Origin of the sequence: Faecalibacterium sp. AF27-11BH (genome assembly GCF_003603005.1) — a bacterium.
Classification (GTDB): domain Bacteria; phylum Bacillota; class Clostridia; order Oscillospirales; family Ruminococcaceae; genus Faecalibacterium; species Faecalibacterium taiwanense.
This window is the reverse complement of the sequence record NZ_QVGS01000004.1, coordinates 105,011-121,295: the sequence shown is the minus strand read 5'-3', so window position 1 is coordinate 121,295 and position 16,285 is coordinate 105,011. Positions and strand designations below refer to the sequence as shown.

Genomic DNA, 16,285 nt, shown 5'->3' with positions numbered 1-16,285 from the left:
CTTACGCTTTCTTGCAGACGATGCACTCCCAGCCGCGCTTCTCCTTCACTTCCACAACGGCAAGGCCGGCCTTTTCCAGCCCGGCGAGCACTTCGTCCTTGCGGCTGTCGATGATGCCGCTGGCAATAAAGGTGGCACCCTCCGCCATCAGGCCCGGCACGGCCGGTGCCAGACTGAGAATGGCGTTGGCCACGATGTTGGCGGTGATGATATCGTATTTGCCGCTGGCCTTATCGGAAAGGTCGCCCACCAGCACGGTCAGCTTGTCCTGCACGCCGTTCAACGCGGCGTTCTCGCCTGCGGTGCGCACGGCCACAGGGTCGATGTCCACGCCCTCGGCCACGGCAGCGCCCAGCTTCAGCGCCGCAATGGCAAGGATGCCGCTGCCGGTGCCGATGTCCAGCACCCGCTCGCCGCCGGTCACCCGCTCGTCCAGCGCTTCCATGCACAGGCTGGTGGTCTCGTGGCCGCCGGTGCCGAAGGCAAGGCCCGGGTCAAGGATCAGCTTCACCCGGTCAGTGTCGTACTGCTGCCACGAGGGCACCACGGCCAGCCGTTTGCCGATCTCCAGGGGGTGGTAATACTTGCGCCAGCCGTTCTGCCAGTCCTCCTGCTCCACGCCCTCGGTCTCCACGGTGTAGGCGATGTTTGCAGCTTCCATGCGGGCGGCAATGAGGGCCAGCGTCTCCACGGGGGAAGCGCCCGGCTCCAGATACATATGGATGATAACGGTATCGCGGGGCTTGTCCAGCAGCTCCTGCTCGATCAGATCCACATGGGCGATCTCGGCCACCTGCTGCTCGATGTCGCTGTAGTCTTCGATATAGATGCCGCCCTCGGCGATCATGGTGGCAACGGCTTCGGCGTTGTCGGCGTCGGCCTTGGCCACGGTCAGGCGGATATCAGTCCATTCCATAATGCTGTCTCCTTTTATTTTGCATCCTCGCCCTCTCCGTCATTGCTTGCGCAATGCCACCTCCCCCAAAGTGGGAGGCTTTGGCAGTCCATGCAAAGTTTGCGGTTTTGCCAAGGGCTCTCCCTTTGGGAGAGTTGGACGCGAAGCGGCCTGAGAGGGCGCATGTTCTTTATAATAGTATAGTACCCGATTCGGCTGTGGGATGCAAGCCTTTGGGCAAAATGTACGTAAAAAGAAAAGAATTTTCAACACAAAGACGACCCTTGTGCGGAAAAACTAAAAATTATCGACTGAAAAACTGCCAAATGAGGACTTTTGATGCATTTTGATAGAAAAAAGGCGAAAGGGACTTTCTTTTTTTGCGGAAATATGTTACTATTCTATTACGGAATTATGGACGGCCTGCAACCAGAGGCGTCTGTAAACACAAACATTTCTTAAGGAGGAATGTGCTTTATGATGAAGTATCTCCAGAAACTGGGCAAAGCTTTGATGCTCCCCGTCGCGGTCCTGCCGATCTGCGGTATCCTGATGGGCCTCGGTTATGCCCTTGCTCCGGGCGTTATGGGCGTTCCCGGTGCTGCAACCTCCGGTGCAGCTTACACCGTTGGCTTCCTGCTGGTCAAGGCAGGCGGCGCTCTGATCGATAACATGGCATGGCTGTTTGCCATTGGTGCCGCTGTCGGCCTTGCAGACAACGACGGCACCGCAGGTCTGGCCGGTCTGGTCAGCTTCCTGATGATGCAGCAGCTGCTGAACCCCGGTGTGGTCGGCATGGTCCGTCACCTGGAAGAAGGCACTGCTACCTACATCGCCTTCCAGAAGGTCGCCGGCAACTCCTTCATCGGCATTCTGGCCGCTGTTGTGGGCGCTGCCTGCTACAACAAGTTCAAGGATATCCAGCTGCCTGACTGGCTGGCATTCTTCTCCGGCAAGCGCTTCGTTGCAATCGCTACCGGTCTGATCTCCATTCTGGTGTCCGTTGTTCTGCTGTTCGTCTGGCCCGTCATCTTCGACGCTCTGGTCGCAATCGGCAACGGCATCGCTGGCATGGACGGCATCGGCGCCGGCATCTACGCCTTCCTGAACCGTCTGCTCATCCCCACCGGTCTGCACCACGCTCTGAACAACGTGTTCTGGTTCGACACCATCGGTCTGGGCGACCTGAGCCACTTCTGGGCTGGCGAGACCTCTGCTGATGTGGGCTGGAGCCTTGGTATGTACATGTCCGGCTTCTTCCCCTGCATGATGTTCGGTGTCCTGGGCGCTGCTCTGGCTATGGTCAAGACCGCTAAGAACAAGAAGGCCGCCATCGGCCTGGTTCTGTCTGCTGCAATCTGCGCATTCGTCTGCGGCGTTACCGAGCCCTTCGAGTTCGGCTTCATGTTCCTGTGCTTCCCGCTGTACGTTGTGTACGCTGCTCTGTACGGCATCTTCACCATCATCACCTACTACTCCGGTTTCCGTGCCGGCTTCTGCTTCTCTGCAGGCGCTACCGACCTGGTGTTCTCTGCATCCCTGCCCGCAGCTGCCAAGACCTGGATGATCATTCCTCTGGGCATCGCAGCCTTCGTGGTGTTCTACGCAGTGTTCTACTTTGCTATCACCAAGTTCGACCTGAAGACCCCCGGCCGTGAGGACGAGGACGAAGAGGCCGAGAAGAAGGTCGTTCTGGCAAACAACAACTACACCGAAGTCGCTTCCGCTGTTCTGGCTGCTGTCGGCGGCAAGGAGAACGTGAAGGAAGTTGGTTACTGCGCGACCCGTCTGCGCTTTGAGGTCAAGGATAACGCCAAGGTGGACGAGAAGGCTGTCAAGGCCGCTGGTGCTGCCGGTGTCATCCGCCCCAGCAAGAACGCTTGCCAGGTGATCATCGGCACCAAGGTTCAGTTCGTGTACGACGAGCTGAAGAAGATGCTGTAACGCACACAGCATTCTGAACGGAGTTTGTGCGGGAGACTGGTTGCTCCTGCATTCCCATAAAAGCCGCCGGGAGAAGGGCAGAGCCTGCCGCTCCCGGCGGCTTTTTGCGTTCCCGCGCGGAGTGTGCTATACTGGTTCAAAAGGCAGATACGGGAGGAAAAACCATGAGCAAAGTGTACAGCTGGCGGAAACTGAACGAAAAAGAACTGACGCGGGTCTATCTGGACGAAATGCGGCGGGACTTTCCGCCCACGGAGCTAAAGCCCCTGAGCATGATCCTGAACAGCGAAGCGGACGGCACAGCCCACACATGGGGCGTGTTCGACGGCGAAACACTGGCGGCGTACCTGCTCATGGTGCGCCCGGCAGGCAGCAGGGTGAGCCAGCTGGATTACTTTGCCGTGCTGCCGGAATACCGTTCTGCAGGGCTGGGCGCGCAGCTGCTGGCCGACCTGCCGCAGCACGAGCGCGGTGCGCAGGCCATCCTCATTGAGGCCGAATGCCCGGATAAGGCGGAGGACGAAGCTATGGCTGTGCGGCGGCTGGGCTTTTACTCCCGGTGCGGCGCGCGGGACACCGGCTTCACCGAGCACCTGTTTGATGCATGGTTCCGCATTCTGGTGCTGGACTGCCCGGGTGCCGGTACCTTTGCGGACCGGCAGGCCGTGGATGCTCTGGTGGACTGCTACCGCCGCACCATCAGCGAGACCGAGTGGCAGAAGTACGTGCAGTTCTACTGCCCGGACGGAACAAAATACTGCTGAGCAGAAGGCGCTCTGTGCAAATTATGTGTACAGAGCGCCTTTTTGTCATATTTTTGTTGACAGACTCCCAAAAAGTGGTACGCTAAAAGCACAGAAAAACGCTTTTAGAGGAGGGCAATATTATGGCAGAAAAAATGACCCGGCGTACCTTTATGAAGAGCGCAGCAGCTGCGGCTGCAGCGGACCGGCACAAAACGAGGTGCGCGTTGGTGCATTTATCGTTGCAGTGTACGATGCGAAGGGGAATGTCGGTGGCACAGTTCTCGGAAGTGGAAGCAATGGCAGCATCACTGCGACGGTGAAACTGACATACAGCAGCAGCGGTAAGGGCTTTGTGGAATATCCTTATGAAGGAATGTTTACCGCGAAGGTGAAGGAAAACCAGCTGAAAACGCTGAAGCCGACCAGTGGAAAGCTTCAGGCATCCAATGCTTTTGGCCCGTATAAGAAAGAAAATGTTACCCAGCTGGAGCTGCAATTTGATAACAATGAGTCGAGTGGTGCATTCCTGGATGGCGCACCGGTAGAATTGACCATTAATGTCGACAATGCAAAAGGTATGCTTTACCTGACAAGAGTGGAAAATCGGATCGTAGTGACGAATACAAAGCCTGTTGGCTGATTGAAGGAAACCTTTTTAAAGAGGGCTGCTCACCATATCATGAGCAGCCCTCTTTTTGTCACTTTGCCCAGCCGGAAAATGGTATTTTCGGCATAGTTATCCTGCTTGTAAAATTTGAGTACAGGCTTTTCATGCCGGCTTTACGCAGGCTTGACACAGCCGCCGGAGCCTGTGCAAAAGCTTTACCTCCATTTTGCGCGTACATGGTCGCAGCGCACACGGCGGTGCGGTACAATAAGGCCGTTCCCAAGGAAAACACAGAGAAACAAGAAAACATCGGCCGGCAATGCATTCCGGCATTTATTGGAGGAAAAGAGTTATGAAAAAGATCACTCGTCGTTCGTTTATCACTGTCTGCGGCGCTGCTGCTGCGGCTATGGCTCTGACCGCCTGCGACGGCGCAGCCTCTTCCACTGTGGCATCCTCTGCTGCGGAGTCCACCTCTTCTTCTGCCGCTGCTGAGACCGCTGCAGGCACCCTGTCCGGCAATGTGGCTACTGGCGGTTCTACCTCTATGAAGAACGTCATCGCAGCCCTGACCGAGGGCTTTGCCGAGGTGGAGCCGGGTGTCACCGTCAGCTACGACCCCACCGGTTCCGGCGCAGGCATCACCGGTGCTGCCGATAAGACGCTGGACATCGGCCTGTCCTCCCGCGCCCTGAAGGACGACGAGAAGAACGACGTGGACGGCACCACCGTGGCTCTGGACGGCATCGCCATCGTTGTCAACAAGGCCAGCAAGGTGGCAGACTTGACCGTGGACCAGCTGAAGCAGATGTTCACCGGCGAGATCACCAACTGGAAGGATGTGGGCGGCGACGACGGCGAGATCGTTCTGGTGGGCCGCGAGGCTGGTTCCGGCACCCGCGATGGCTTTGAGAGCATCGTGGACGTGAAGGACAGCTGCAAGTACGCACAGGAGCTGACCGCTACCGGCGCTGTCATCAGCGCTGTGGAGGCCAATCCTCTGGCCGTCGGCTACGCTTCCCTGTCCGCTGTGGGCGACACCGTCGCCATGGTCACCGTGGAGGGTGTGGAGTGCAGCGAGGACACCGTCAAGGACGGCAGCTACAAGATCCAGCGTCCCTTCGTGTTCGTCACCAACAAGAGCGTGACCCTGTCGGAGCAGGCACAGGCCTTTGTGGACTTTGCCACCAGCAAGGACGCTGCCGACCTCATCCGCACCGCAGGTGCTGTGCCGGTGAACGAGTAATTACCGGGTGGTTTGTCTGGGAAAGCTCCCCGGTGAACCGCCTGCCCCGCATCTGAACAAGAGTACTGCCGCGTCGGGCTGTCGTTTCTGCGGGCCGACGCGGCTTTTATAAAGGATTTCAGCTATGAACAAAAAATCCTATCTGAGCCGGGTGCGGCTGCCCCGCACCCCCGCCGAATGGCTGGAAGCGGTGATGAACTTCATCTTCTTCCTGTGCGGTATGCTGGCGGTGGGCTGCGTGGTGCTCATCTCGGTGTACATGGTGATCTCCGGCGTGCCGGCCATCCACAAGATCGGTCTGTTCCAATTTCTGTTCGGCACAAAGTGGGCCTCCACGGCAGCCCAGCCGCTGTTCGGCATCCTGCCGTTCATCCTTTCCAGCATCTACGGCACGCTGGGCGCTGCCATCATCGGTGTGCCCATCGGCCTGCTGACGGCGGTGTTCCTCTCCAAGGCCGCCGACCCCAAGCTGCGCACCGTGGTGGTTACTGCCATCGAGCTGCTGTCCGGCATCCCCAGCGTGGTGTTCGGCCTGCTGGGCATGCAGGTGCTGGTGCCTGCCGTGGCAAAGACCTTCGGCAAGGCTTCCGGTGCCTGCCTGCTGAGCGCTATCGTGGTGCTTTCCATCATGATTTTGCCCAGCATCGTGTCCGTGTCGGTCACGGCACTGAACGCCGTGCCGCCGGAGTATGAGCAGGGCAGTCTGGCACTGGGTGCCACCGACACCGAAACATGGTTCAAGATCAGCATTCCGGCAGCCAAAAGCGGCATTGCCGCAGGCATTGTGCTGGGCATCGGCCGTGCCATCGGCGAGGCCATGGCGGTGATGATGGTGGCAGGCAACAGCCCCAACATGCCGGATAGTCCCTTCCGCAGCGTCACATTCCTGACCACCGCCATCGCCAAGGAGATGAGCTATGCCGGCGGTCTGCAGCGGCAGGCGCTGTTCAGCATCGCGCTGGTGCTGTTCGTCTTTATCATGATCATCAATGTTGTGCTGAACGTTGTGCTGAAGGGAGGAAGCCGCGATGAATAAGGGCCTTTCGCCTTCCCGTCAGATGTGGAACCGGGTCATGACCGCACTAGTCTGGGCCAGTGCCGTTCTGGTGATGGTTCTGGTGGCCGGTATCATAGGCATGGTGCTGGTGCGGGGCATCCCCCACATCAGCTGGAAGTTCCTTTCTACCACTGCCAGTGTGCTGAAAAAGACCGACGGCATCCTGCCTGCCATCCTCAACACACTGTATGTCATTGTGCTGACATTACTGATCGTACTGCCTCTGGGCGTGGGCGCGGCGGTCTACCTGACCGAGTATGCCTCCAACCGGCGGCTCATCGAGGTCATCGAGTTCACCAACGAAACGCTGGCGGGCATCCCCAGCATCATCTACGGTCTGGTGGGCATGCTGGTGTTCAGTCAGGCGCTGGGCTTCCAGACCTGTCTGCTGTCCGGTTCACTCACGCTGGTGGTCATGAACCTGCCCACCATCATCCGAACCACGCAGGAATCCCTCAAGACGGTGCCGCAGGGCTACCGGGAGGGCGCCATGGGCTTGGGTGCAGGCAAGTGGCACATCATCCGCACCATCGTGCTGCCCTGCAGCATCGACGGCATCGTGACCGGCTGCATTCTGGCTGTGGGCCGCATCGTGGGCGAAAGTGCCGCCCTGCTTTTCACCGCCGGTGCCGCAGAGGTCATTGCCAAGGGCGTGGCCAAAGCCTACACCTCCAACGGTGCCACCCTGTCGGTGCTGCTGTACCTGCGTGCCTTTGAGGACGGCGATTTTGCTTCCGCATGGGGCATCGGTGCGGTGCTGCTGGTGCTGGTACTGGCCATCAACCTTGCGGCGCGGCTGGCAAAGACTAAGCTGAAACAGAAACAGTAAAATTTGATTTTACTGTTCAAAATGGCCTCCGCATTCGCTCTGGCCATGAATCGCGGAAAAATTATTTTTAATTTCGTAGATTTGAAAAATCTGCGGATTTTTCAAATCTACCTTTTCACGGGAAGGGTCGAAACGGTAAACTTCCTGTTGAAATTCAACAATGAGGTACTCTATGGAAAACACGAACATGCCGGTGATATCGGCAAAAGACCTGAACCTCTGGTACGGCGACTTCAAGGCGCTGAAAGGCATCTCGCTGGACGTGGGCGAGCGGGAGATCACCGCGCTCATCGGCCCTTCCGGCTGCGGAAAGTCCACCTTTTTAAAGACCCTCAACCGCATGAACGACCTTGTGCCGAATGTGCGCATCGAGGGCGATGTGCGGCTCAAGGGCGAGGACATCTTTGCCCGGGAAATGCAGCTCACCGACCTGCGCCGCCGGGTGGGCATGGTGTTCCAGAAGGCCAATCCTTTCCCCATGAGCATTTACGACAACATCACCTACGGCCCCAAGCTGCACGGCGTGCGCAATAAGGCTGAGCTGGACGAGCTGGTGGAAAGCAGCCTGCGGGGCGCGGCCCTGTGGGACGAGGTGAAGGACCGCCTGAAAAAGAGCGCGCTGGGCCTTTCCGGCGGACAGCAGCAGCGTCTGTGCATCGCACGCGCACTGGCGGTGAAGCCCGAAGTGCTGCTGATGGACGAGCCCACCAGCGCATTGGACCCCGGCTCCACCATGAAGGTGGAGGAGCTGATGAGTGAGCTGAAGAAGAACTACACGGTGGTCATCGTTACCCACAACATGCAGCAGGCGGCCCGTATCAGTGACCGCACCGCCTTCTTCCTGCTGGGCGAGCTGGTGGAAGTGGGCCCCACGGCGCAGATCTTCAGCGCACCGCAGGATAAACGCACCGAGGACTACATTTCCGGTCGGTTCGGTTAAAGGAGGAAACAGCTATGAGTATCCGTAAACAGTACGACACCGATCTGGAATCGCTGAAAAATTCGCTGACCGAAATGGGCCGCAACTCTGCCGATGCCGTGGAGAACGCTCTGGAAGCGCTCTGCGTTGCTGATGCCGATGCGGCTGCGGCCATCGTGAAGGAGGATGCCCGCATCAACAATATGGAGCGGGATATCGAGCACCGCTGCATGACGTTGCTGCTGCGTCAGCAGCCGGTGGCAGGCGATCTGCGCCGCATCTCCACTGCCATGAAGGTGGTCACGGATATTGAGCGCATCGGCGACCATGCCGCCGACATCGCCGAGATCATCCCCCACCTTGTCACCGTCCGCAAAGAGGGCGACCCGGCGGTAAGTCAGGCCATTGCCATGGGCAAAAAGGCCCACCAGATGATCCTGGATGCCCTCGATGCCCTGACGGCAGAGGACGAAAATGCCGCCCGCAGGGTGATCGCCGCAGACGACGCGGTGGATTACGACTTCAATGCCATCAAGCATCAGCTGGCGCAGGAGATCGCCGAAGACCCCGGCAAGGTGGATGCAGCGCTGGACCTGCTGATGGTCATTAAGTATCTGGAGCGCATCGGCGACCACGCCGTGAATGTGGCCGAGTGGGTGCAGTTCGTGCGCACCGGCCGCTATAAGGACGAGAGCATGTTCTGAGCATTTCCCTTCCTCATTTTTGAGGGTTCGTGTTTTCTTTATTTCTCCTGAAAAAGGCCGTTTCTGCCCGGTGCGGAAGCGGTCTTTTTCTGTAAGACGAAAACCCTCTCAGGCTCACTGCGTTCGCCAGCTCCCCCGAAGGGGGAGCTTTTAAGCATCTACCGGTTCGTGCCGATAAAGCTCCCCCTTCGGGGGAGCTGGCACGCCGTTAGGCGTGACTGAGAGGGGTCTGACTCCTACAACGAAAAATAATAAAAGTTTTTTAGCTTTCTGCAATATTCCGGCAGGCCGGTTCGTATCAGAAGTGTAAGGGCCGGCAAAGGGCCTGCGATCTCTGTGCGGCGGGTGTCCGGCTTCCCCCAGTCCCCGCCCGCCGCACCTTTATGGAGGAAGATCAAAATGACACAGATGAAGCATTTTCCGCTGGAAGCACGCAGCGAGACGGTCAGCCGCGAAGCACTGGTGCAGGCGGCACTCAAAGAGATCACCCAAAATTACCGCGAAGCAAGCCTTTCCAACGTGGCACGGGAGTACGGCGTTTCGCTGGCATATGTCAGCGAGTGCGTGCGTGCCCAGACCGGACGCACCTATAAGGAATTGCTGCAAAAGCACCGTATGGAGACCGCTGCCCGCATGCTGCGCCGCAGCGACATGAACATCCAGCAGATCATTTCTCTGGTGGGCTACGAGAACACCAGCTATTTCTACCGCCTGTTCCACGAGCGGTATGGTCTCAGCCCGCGGGAATACCGGCTGGTGCGCACCGGCCATGGCCGCGCCAGCGCATAAGGTACTTACTCTAAAAGCAGGGACTACTGCACATCGTTTTAGCCGAAAGTGCAGCAGCCCCTGCTTTTTGCCGTTTTGGAGCATTTTAAGGTACTTTGGTGCGGGAACTGGATTTTTATGGTAATTTGTAGTACAATAAGGACAATTCTCAAAGTGCTGTGCCGGACCGAGCGCAGCGCAGAAAAGACGAGGTGGAATGAATGTTTCGTGGAGCAGTGAGAGGGGATCTGCCCCAGATCCTGAAGATCTACGCCCATGCACGTGCAGTCATGAAGGCATCTGGCAACCCGACCCAGTGGGGGGATAATTTCCCGCCGCAGGAACTGCTGGAGGAGGATATCGACTCGAACCGGTTGTTCCTCTATGTGGTCAACGGCCAGATCGAGGCCGTGTTTGCCTTTATTCTGGGGGCAGACCCCACCTACGCCGCCATTGAGGACGGCCAGTGGCTGGACGATACCCTGCCCTATGGCACGGTGCACCGTCTGGCATCGGCCGGAAAGCACAAGGGCGTGGGCAAGGCCGTGCTGGACTGGAGCATGGAGCACTGCCAGAGCCTGCGTGCCGACACCCACGCCGACAACAAGATCATGCAGCATCTGCTGGAAAAGAACGGCTTTACCCGCTGCGGTGTCATCCATGTGGCAGACGGCTCGCCCCGCTTTGCCTACCAGAAGCTTGCCCCCACCCAGCCGCTGGGTTGAAACAGAATACACCCCCAAAGAGCCCCGGTCTGCGGATGCAGAGCCTGCCATGCAGGACTGCGCACGCAGGCTTTTTTGTTTGCCCCCGCTCGCTCCGCCCTGCGCCGCTCGACGGTGACGGAGAGAACGAAGCCGCGAACGGTTAAATCTGTCCTCACTACAAATACAGATCGACGGAAAAACCCCATGGGCACCGACCTGAATGCAAATTTGTGAACGAAAAATGTCTGAAAACGCTTTCATTTCTCTGCCGTATGTGCTATAATAACACCCGTCCTTGTGTAAGAGACAGGAAGCTGTACGCCATTGGCGTACAATAGGAAAGAGGAGTGTCTATATGAAAACGTTGAATAAGGCAGTTGCCCGCTACAACGGCATCAGCCTGATCGTTCGCATTCTGATCGGCCTGTTCATCGGTGCGGTGCTGGCTCTGGTGGCCCCCGGTGCAGGCTGGGTGGGTGAACTGGGCAGCCTGTTCGTTGGCGCACTGAAGGGCATCGCCCCGGTGCTGGTGTTCGTGATCGTGGCAAGTGCTCTGGCACAGGGCTCTTCCAAGCTGGACCGCCGCTTCGGCACGGTCATCTGGCTGTACATGCTCACCACCTTTCTGGCTGCGGCCATCGCAGTGGCGACCAGCTTTATGTTCCCGGTCACGGTCGTGCTGGCAGACGCTGCCCAGTCGGACGTGGTGCCGCAGGGTCTGGGCGAAGTGATGGGCACTCTGCTCACCAACTTTGTGGCAAACCCCGTCAGTGCTATCATGAGCGGCAACTACATCGGCATCCTGTTCTGGGCCTGCATGTTCGGCGTGGCCATGAAGAAGATCGGCTCTGACACCACCAAGACCTTTATGGCAAACACCGCCGATGCGGTCTCCCAGATCGTGCGCTGGATCATCAATCTGGCACCCTTCGGCATCATGGGCCTGGTCTACACCAATGTTTCCGGCAACGGCCTTGCCATCTTTACCCAGTACGGCAAGCTGCTGGCCCTGCTGGTGGGCACCATGCTGTTCATGGCCCTCATCGTCTCCCCCTTCATCATGTTTATCTATCTGGGCTGCAACCCCTATCCGCTGGTGTTCCGCTGCCTGCGTGAGTCCGGCCTGACCGCCTTCTTCACCCGCAGCTCCGCCGCCAACATCCCCGTGAACATGGCCCTGTGCGAAAAGCTGGGTCTGGACAAGGATATGTACTCCGTCTCCATTCCGCTGGGCGCCACCATCAACATGGACGGTGCCGCCATCACCATCACCATCATGACGCTGGCCGCTGCTAACACCTTGGGCATTCAGGTGTCTCTGCCTGCAGCCATCGTGCTGAGCGCTATGAGCGCTCTGGGTGCCTGCGGTGCTTCCGGCGTGGCCGGCGGTTCCCTGCTGCTGATCCCCATGGCCTGCTCCCTGTTCGGCATCTCCAACGATGTCGCCATGCAGATGGTGGGTGTCGGCTTCATCATCGGCGTGGTGCAGGACTCTGTTGAGACTGCCCTGAACTCTGCCGGTGACGTGGAGTTCGCTGCCACCGCCGAGTACCATCAGTGGCGCAAGCAGGGCAAGTCCCTGCCGGAGTTTTTAACTGGTAAGAAGAACTGAAAAATTTAAAAATATAGAAAAGGGCTGTTGCCAAACTCCTTCCGACATCGCTTACGCGATGCCACCTCCCTCAATGAGGGAGGCTTCACAGCTTACCGTCATGTCAGGCTCCCTCCGTGAGGGAGCTGGCGCGGCGAAGCCGTGACTGAGGGAGTTCTTGGCAACAGCCCCTTCGCTTTTTACGGGAAAAGATGTAACGGGCAGCAGGGCGTTTTCATTACGGCCCCTCCCGTGAAAAAACAGAAGAGCAGCGGCCGCAGCCGCTGCTCTTCTGTAATAATAAAAATAAAATTTCCGCTGTTTATGCCCAGAGCAAAGCGGAGGGCAGCCTAAATAGTAAGTCAATCCATAAACTTTGCCTTCTGCAGAGCAATCAGAATCAGTGGGATGAGCACCAGCTGAGCCATGATGCCCGGCACGGCGGTGAGCAGCGCACCGGACAAAAACGCGCTGAACGGGAAACTGGAACCGGTCAGGCCGGCCAGCACAAAGCGTACTGCACCCCAGGCCAAACGGCCTGCCACCATGGCGGTGACAAGAGAAGCGTACATCATGGGCACGGTGTGCTTCACCTTGTGCCAGAGCACGCCGGACACAAGGCCGTAGGCGGCCAGCTCAAAGGCCATGGCAATGGCGATGGGGAACATGGGCGGCATGCCGAACAGCACCGACCGCACCAGCGGAGCAATGAAGCCCACGGCAAGGCCCCATGGGGCGCCCAGCACAAAGCCGCACAGCAGAATGGGAAAGTGCATCGGGCACAGCATGTTGCCCACCTGCGGCACATGGCCGGTGATCATGGGCAGCACAAAGGCCAGTGCAAGGAACAGTGCAGCCAGCACGAGGCTGCGGGTGGTGGAATGGGGGTTCGTTTTCATAAAAAGCTTCCTCCTTTGGCCAGACAAAAAAAGGGGTCTGCCCGGCTTACAAGCCAACGGCAGACCCCTTCGTGGTGTCTATAGCAGCAAAAATAAGATGGCAGAACGCAAAGGCCCCCCGTGGGCTTTGCGCTGCATCGCTGCGTAAGCGCAGCGGTGGATAAAATGCTCCATCAGGATGGAGAACACGGGCTTCTGTCCGCACACCCGGCTTCGTACCGGAATCTGTGAAAAATATAGCAGATGCCTCTGGCTTTGTCAAGATACGGCAAAAAGCCTGCAATTTGACCAAAAAGCGGCAAATTTCCATGAATATTTCCCCGTGTGTGTACATTTTGCATGAAGAAGCTTGACCTTTTTGCATAGAATAGCTAATATAAACTTGAAAAAGAGCGCGCTGCGGGCAGCAGGACTGCACCGGCGCTGACGAAAGGCTTTTTTGAACATGTGCAAATCTGAGGTTCATACGGGAGGACCATCATGACAAATGCAGAAAAACTTACTCTGGCCAAGCACGCCTGCCACATCCGCATGGGCGTGATCGAGGGCACGCACAGCGCAAAGTGCGGCCATCCGGGCGGCAGTCTGGATATCGCCGAGCTGCTGAGCTACCTCTATTTCGTGGAAATGAACATTGACCCGAAGGACCCCAAGATGGCCGACCGCGACCGTCTGGTGCTGTCCAAGGGCCATGCAGCACCGGCACTGTATGCAGCGCTGGCAGAGCGCGGCTATTTCCCGGTGGAAGACCTTAAGACCCTGCGTAAGATCGGCAGCTATCTGCAGGGCCACCCCAACATGAACGAGACCCCGGGCGTGGATATGTCCACCGGCAGTCTGGGTCAGGGCATCTCTGCCGCCTGCGGCATGGCACTGGGTGCCAAGCACGCCGGCAAGCCCATCAACGTCTACACCATCGTGGGCGACGGCGAGGTGGAAGAGGGCGAGTGCTGGGAAGCCTTCATGTTTGCCGCACACTACGGCCTTTCCAACCTGTGCGTTGTGCTGGACCGCAACCATCTGCAGATCGACGGCACCACCGAGACCGTGATGAACAGCGCCCCGCTGGAAGAGAAGCTGAAGGCCTTCAACTTCAATGTTGTCACCATCGACGGCCACGACTACGACCAGATCGAAGCCGCCATGCAGGCATTCCATGCAGAGACTGCAAAGCCCACCTGCATCATCATGGACACCACAAAGGGCAAGGGCGTTTCCTATATGACCAACTCTGTGGACTGGCACGGCAAGGGCCCCAACGATGACGAGTACAAGATCGCAATTGAGGAACTGAACGCCGCATACGCCGCGCTGGAGCAGGAGGAAAACTAAGATGGCAGATGTGAAGAAGATTGCTACCCGTGAAAGCTACGGCAACACCCTGAAGGAGCTGGCCGCCGAAGGCCACGAGGATCTGGTGGTGCTGGACGCAGACCTTGCTGCTGCCACCAAGACCGGTATGTTCCGCAAGGCTTACCCGGATCGTCATTTTGACTGCGGCATTGCCGAGGGCAACATGATGGGCGTGGCTGCGGGCCTGTCCACCATGGGCTACGTGCCCTTTGTTTCCAGCTTTGCCATGTTCGCCGCCGGCCGTGCCTTTGAGCAGGTGCGCAACTCCATTGGCTATCCCCACCTGAACGTGAAAATCGGTGCCACCCACGGCGGCATCTCGGTGGGCGAGGACGGCGCTTCCCATCAGTGCTGCGAGGACTTTGCCCTCATGCGCAGCATCCCCGGCATGACCGTGATCTGCCCCGCCGACGATGTGGAGGCCCGCGCCGCTGTGCGTGCTGCCTACGCAATGGAAGGCCCCGTCTATCTGCGCTTTGGCCGTTTGGCTGTGCCTGTGTTCCACGACGCCGAGAACTATCACTTCGAGATCGGCAAGGGCGAGCAGATCACTGAGGGCAGCGACATTGCCATCATCGCCACCGGCCTGATGGTCAACGAAGCCCGCATGGCTGCGGAGCAGCTGGCCGCTGAGGGCATCCATGCCCGGGTCATCAACATCCACACCATCAAGCCTCTGGATGAGGAGATCGTCCTCAAGGCTGCAAAGGAGTGCGGCAAGGTCATCACCGCCGAGGAGCACAACGTCATCGGCGGTCTGGGCGAGGCCGTCTGCGCCGTGCTGAGCGAAAAGCTGCCCACTCCGGTGCGCCGCGTAGGCGTGCAGGACGTGTTCGGCTGCTCCGGCCCGGCATGGGATCTGCTGAAGTTCTACGGTCTGGATGCTGCCACCATCTGCAAGACTGCCCACGAAATGCTGGGCAAATAAGCGCTTCTCCCACTGTATCTGCGCCGCCGCGTCATTTGCTGACGCGGCGGCGTTTTTGCATGCCGCAAATTTTTTTGCCAAATACTGCAGGATATGATATGCTTACAGAAAAAGCGGAAGGGAGAATCGCAATGCTGATCGTGGACAAACTTGCGTTTCAGGAAAAACTTTCGGAAGGGGAAAAAACGCTGGCCGCCTATATTTTGGCGCATGGGATGGAAATTGCCAAATATTCCACCCGCAGTCTGGCAGAAGTGACCTACACCTCTCCGCCGACCGTCCTGCGCCTTTGCAAAAAGCTGGGTTTTACCGGCTTTGATGACTTCAAGCAAAATTTTGTGCGTGAACTGGAATATCTCGACCAGCAACAGGGCAAGGTGGATTTCAATTTTCCCTTTGCTGAAAACGACAGCCCCATGCGGGTGGCGCAGAACATCGGCGAGCTGTACGAAGAAGCCGTCAAGGACACTATGCAGCTTCTCCGGTACGAAGACCTGCACAAAGCGGTGCTCCTGCTCAAATATCACGAGGAAATCCACATTTTTTCCGCCGGGACGGCCATCAATCAGGCCGAATCCTTCCGAGAAAAGATGCTCAAGATCGGCAAGCGGGTGGTCATTTTCAACAATCTGAACTACCAGCGGTATCAGGCCTGCTGTCTGTCCGAGAGGGACCTTGCCATGATCATTTCCTATTCCGGCGAAACGGCGCAGATGCTGGAGATTGCCCGGCAGTGCAAACGCTCCGGAACACCCATCCTTGCGCTGACCAGCTTTGGCGAAAACAGCCTGACCTGTTATGCGGATTGCAAGCTGACCCTTTCCACCAAAGAAAGCATCTATCAGAATCTTGGGGACTATGCTTCCCATCTGTCCATGACCCTTCTACTGGACATCTTGTATTCCGAGTACTTCCGGCAGAACTACCAGAAGAATTATACCTACAAGCTGGAACGCGCCCGAGAGCTGGAACAGCACCGCACCTCCACCAATCCTATTTTGTTGAATCTGCACAAAGAAAATGCGGAATGAAACACTGTTCCGTTTTTGATCGTGCAAAAAGAAACAGAAAAATTAACACTGTACCAATAAG

At 57.8% G+C, this 16,285-nt stretch carries 17 protein-coding genes; 14 read left to right on the top strand and 3 right to left on the bottom strand.

Features of this window, described 5'->3' with window-relative positions:
• Nucleotide 1: 1 nt before the first annotated feature.
• Nucleotides 2-916 (bottom strand): 50S ribosomal protein L11 methyltransferase, encoded by a 915-nt coding sequence (gene prmA, locus DWY76_RS06150; protein WP_120080416.1) that lies wholly within the window; start codon nt 914-916, stop codon nt 2-4.
• A gap of 456 nt (nt 917-1,372) precedes the next feature.
• On the opposite strand from prmA, the gene DWY76_RS06140 reads away from it, so the two are divergent.
• The 11 genes from DWY76_RS06140 to sstT all read left to right on the top strand — a co-directional run bounded on the left by DWY76_RS06140 (nt 1,373) and on the right by sstT (nt 12,034).
• The gene (locus tag DWY76_RS06140) at nt 1,373-2,839 is read left to right on the top strand and encodes a PTS transporter subunit EIIC (RefSeq protein ID WP_120080414.1); all 1,467 of its coding nucleotides are present in this window, start codon (nt 1,373-1,375) and stop codon (nt 2,837-2,839) included.
• Nucleotides 2,840-3,003: 164 nt separating this feature from the next.
• On the top strand, nt 3,004-3,603 hold the full coding sequence (locus DWY76_RS06135; protein WP_120080412.1) for a GNAT family N-acetyltransferase: 600 nt from the start codon (nt 3,004-3,006) through the stop codon (nt 3,601-3,603).
• Nucleotides 3,604-3,628: 25 nt separating this feature from the next.
• A complete protein-coding gene (locus DWY76_RS13810; protein ID WP_133300796.1) occupies nt 3,629-4,225 on the top strand; it encodes a hypothetical protein in 597 nt (198 codons plus the stop codon).
• 319 nt (nt 4,226-4,544) lie between these two features.
• On the top strand, nt 4,545-5,438 hold the full coding sequence (locus DWY76_RS06120; protein ID WP_120080406.1) for a phosphate ABC transporter substrate-binding protein: 894 nt from the start codon (nt 4,545-4,547) through the stop codon (nt 5,436-5,438).
• A 124-nt stretch (nt 5,439-5,562) separates the two neighbouring features.
• A complete protein-coding gene (gene pstC, locus DWY76_RS06115; RefSeq protein WP_097774558.1) occupies nt 5,563-6,474 on the top strand; it encodes a phosphate ABC transporter permease subunit PstC in 912 nt (303 codons plus the stop codon).
• The gene (gene pstA, locus DWY76_RS06110) at nt 6,467-7,324 is read left to right on the top strand and encodes a phosphate ABC transporter permease PstA (RefSeq protein WP_097781142.1); all 858 of its coding nucleotides are present in this window, start codon (nt 6,467-6,469) and stop codon (nt 7,322-7,324) included. The genes pstC and pstA overlap by 8 nt, the downstream gene beginning before the upstream one ends.
• A gap of 172 nt (nt 7,325-7,496) precedes the next feature.
• Nucleotides 7,497-8,264 carry a phosphate ABC transporter ATP-binding protein PstB gene (pstB, locus tag DWY76_RS06105; RefSeq protein WP_097774560.1) on the top strand — a complete coding sequence of 256 codons (768 nt, stop codon included), beginning with the start codon at nt 7,497-7,499 and terminating at the stop codon, nt 8,262-8,264.
• 14 nt (nt 8,265-8,278) lie between these two features.
• Nucleotides 8,279-8,947 carry a phosphate signaling complex protein PhoU gene (phoU, locus tag DWY76_RS06100; protein WP_120080404.1) on the top strand — a complete coding sequence of 223 codons (669 nt, stop codon included), beginning with the start codon at nt 8,279-8,281 and terminating at the stop codon, nt 8,945-8,947.
• A gap of 399 nt (nt 8,948-9,346) precedes the next feature.
• Entirely contained in the window at nt 9,347-9,736 is a 390-nt protein-coding gene (locus DWY76_RS06095; RefSeq protein ID WP_120080402.1) for a helix-turn-helix transcriptional regulator, read from the top strand.
• A 200-nt stretch (nt 9,737-9,936) separates the two neighbouring features.
• On the top strand, nt 9,937-10,440 hold the full coding sequence (locus tag DWY76_RS06090) for a GNAT family protein (protein ID WP_120080400.1): 504 nt from the start codon (nt 9,937-9,939) through the stop codon (nt 10,438-10,440).
• Between the two features lie 346 nt (nt 10,441-10,786).
• Nucleotides 10,787-12,034, top strand: coding sequence for a serine/threonine transporter SstT (sstT, locus tag DWY76_RS06085; protein WP_347562235.1), 1,248 nt, complete (start codon nt 10,787-10,789; stop codon nt 12,032-12,034).
• Nucleotides 12,035-12,375: 341 nt separating this feature from the next.
• Here the strand turns inward: sstT and DWY76_RS06080 are convergent, their stop codons facing one another.
• Both DWY76_RS06080 and DWY76_RS13805 read right to left on the bottom strand, forming a co-directional pair.
• Nucleotides 12,376-12,912, bottom strand: a complete 537-nt coding sequence (locus tag DWY76_RS06080; protein WP_120080396.1) for an ECF transporter S component — start codon at nt 12,910-12,912, stop codon at nt 12,376-12,378.
• A 46-nt stretch (nt 12,913-12,958) separates the two neighbouring features.
• Complete coding sequence (locus DWY76_RS13805) at nt 12,959-13,378, bottom strand: hypothetical protein (RefSeq protein ID WP_133300795.1); 420 nt, start codon at nt 13,376-13,378, stop codon at nt 12,959-12,961.
• Between the two features lie 14 nt (nt 13,379-13,392).
• Between DWY76_RS13805 and DWY76_RS06075 the strand changes: the two genes are divergently transcribed.
• From DWY76_RS06075 to DWY76_RS06065, 3 genes are all read left to right on the top strand, one after another.
• The gene (locus tag DWY76_RS06075) at nt 13,393-14,244 is read left to right on the top strand and encodes a transketolase (protein ID WP_120080394.1); all 852 of its coding nucleotides are present in this window, start codon (nt 13,393-13,395) and stop codon (nt 14,242-14,244) included.
• Between the two features lies 1 nt (nt 14,245).
• On the top strand, nt 14,246-15,193 hold the full coding sequence (locus DWY76_RS06070; protein ID WP_005943680.1) for a transketolase family protein: 948 nt from the start codon (nt 14,246-14,248) through the stop codon (nt 15,191-15,193).
• A 131-nt stretch (nt 15,194-15,324) separates the two neighbouring features.
• Nucleotides 15,325-16,224 (top strand): MurR/RpiR family transcriptional regulator, encoded by a 900-nt coding sequence (locus DWY76_RS06065; RefSeq protein ID WP_044953908.1) that lies wholly within the window; start codon nt 15,325-15,327, stop codon nt 16,222-16,224.
• Nucleotides 16,225-16,285: the final 61 nt, after the last annotated feature.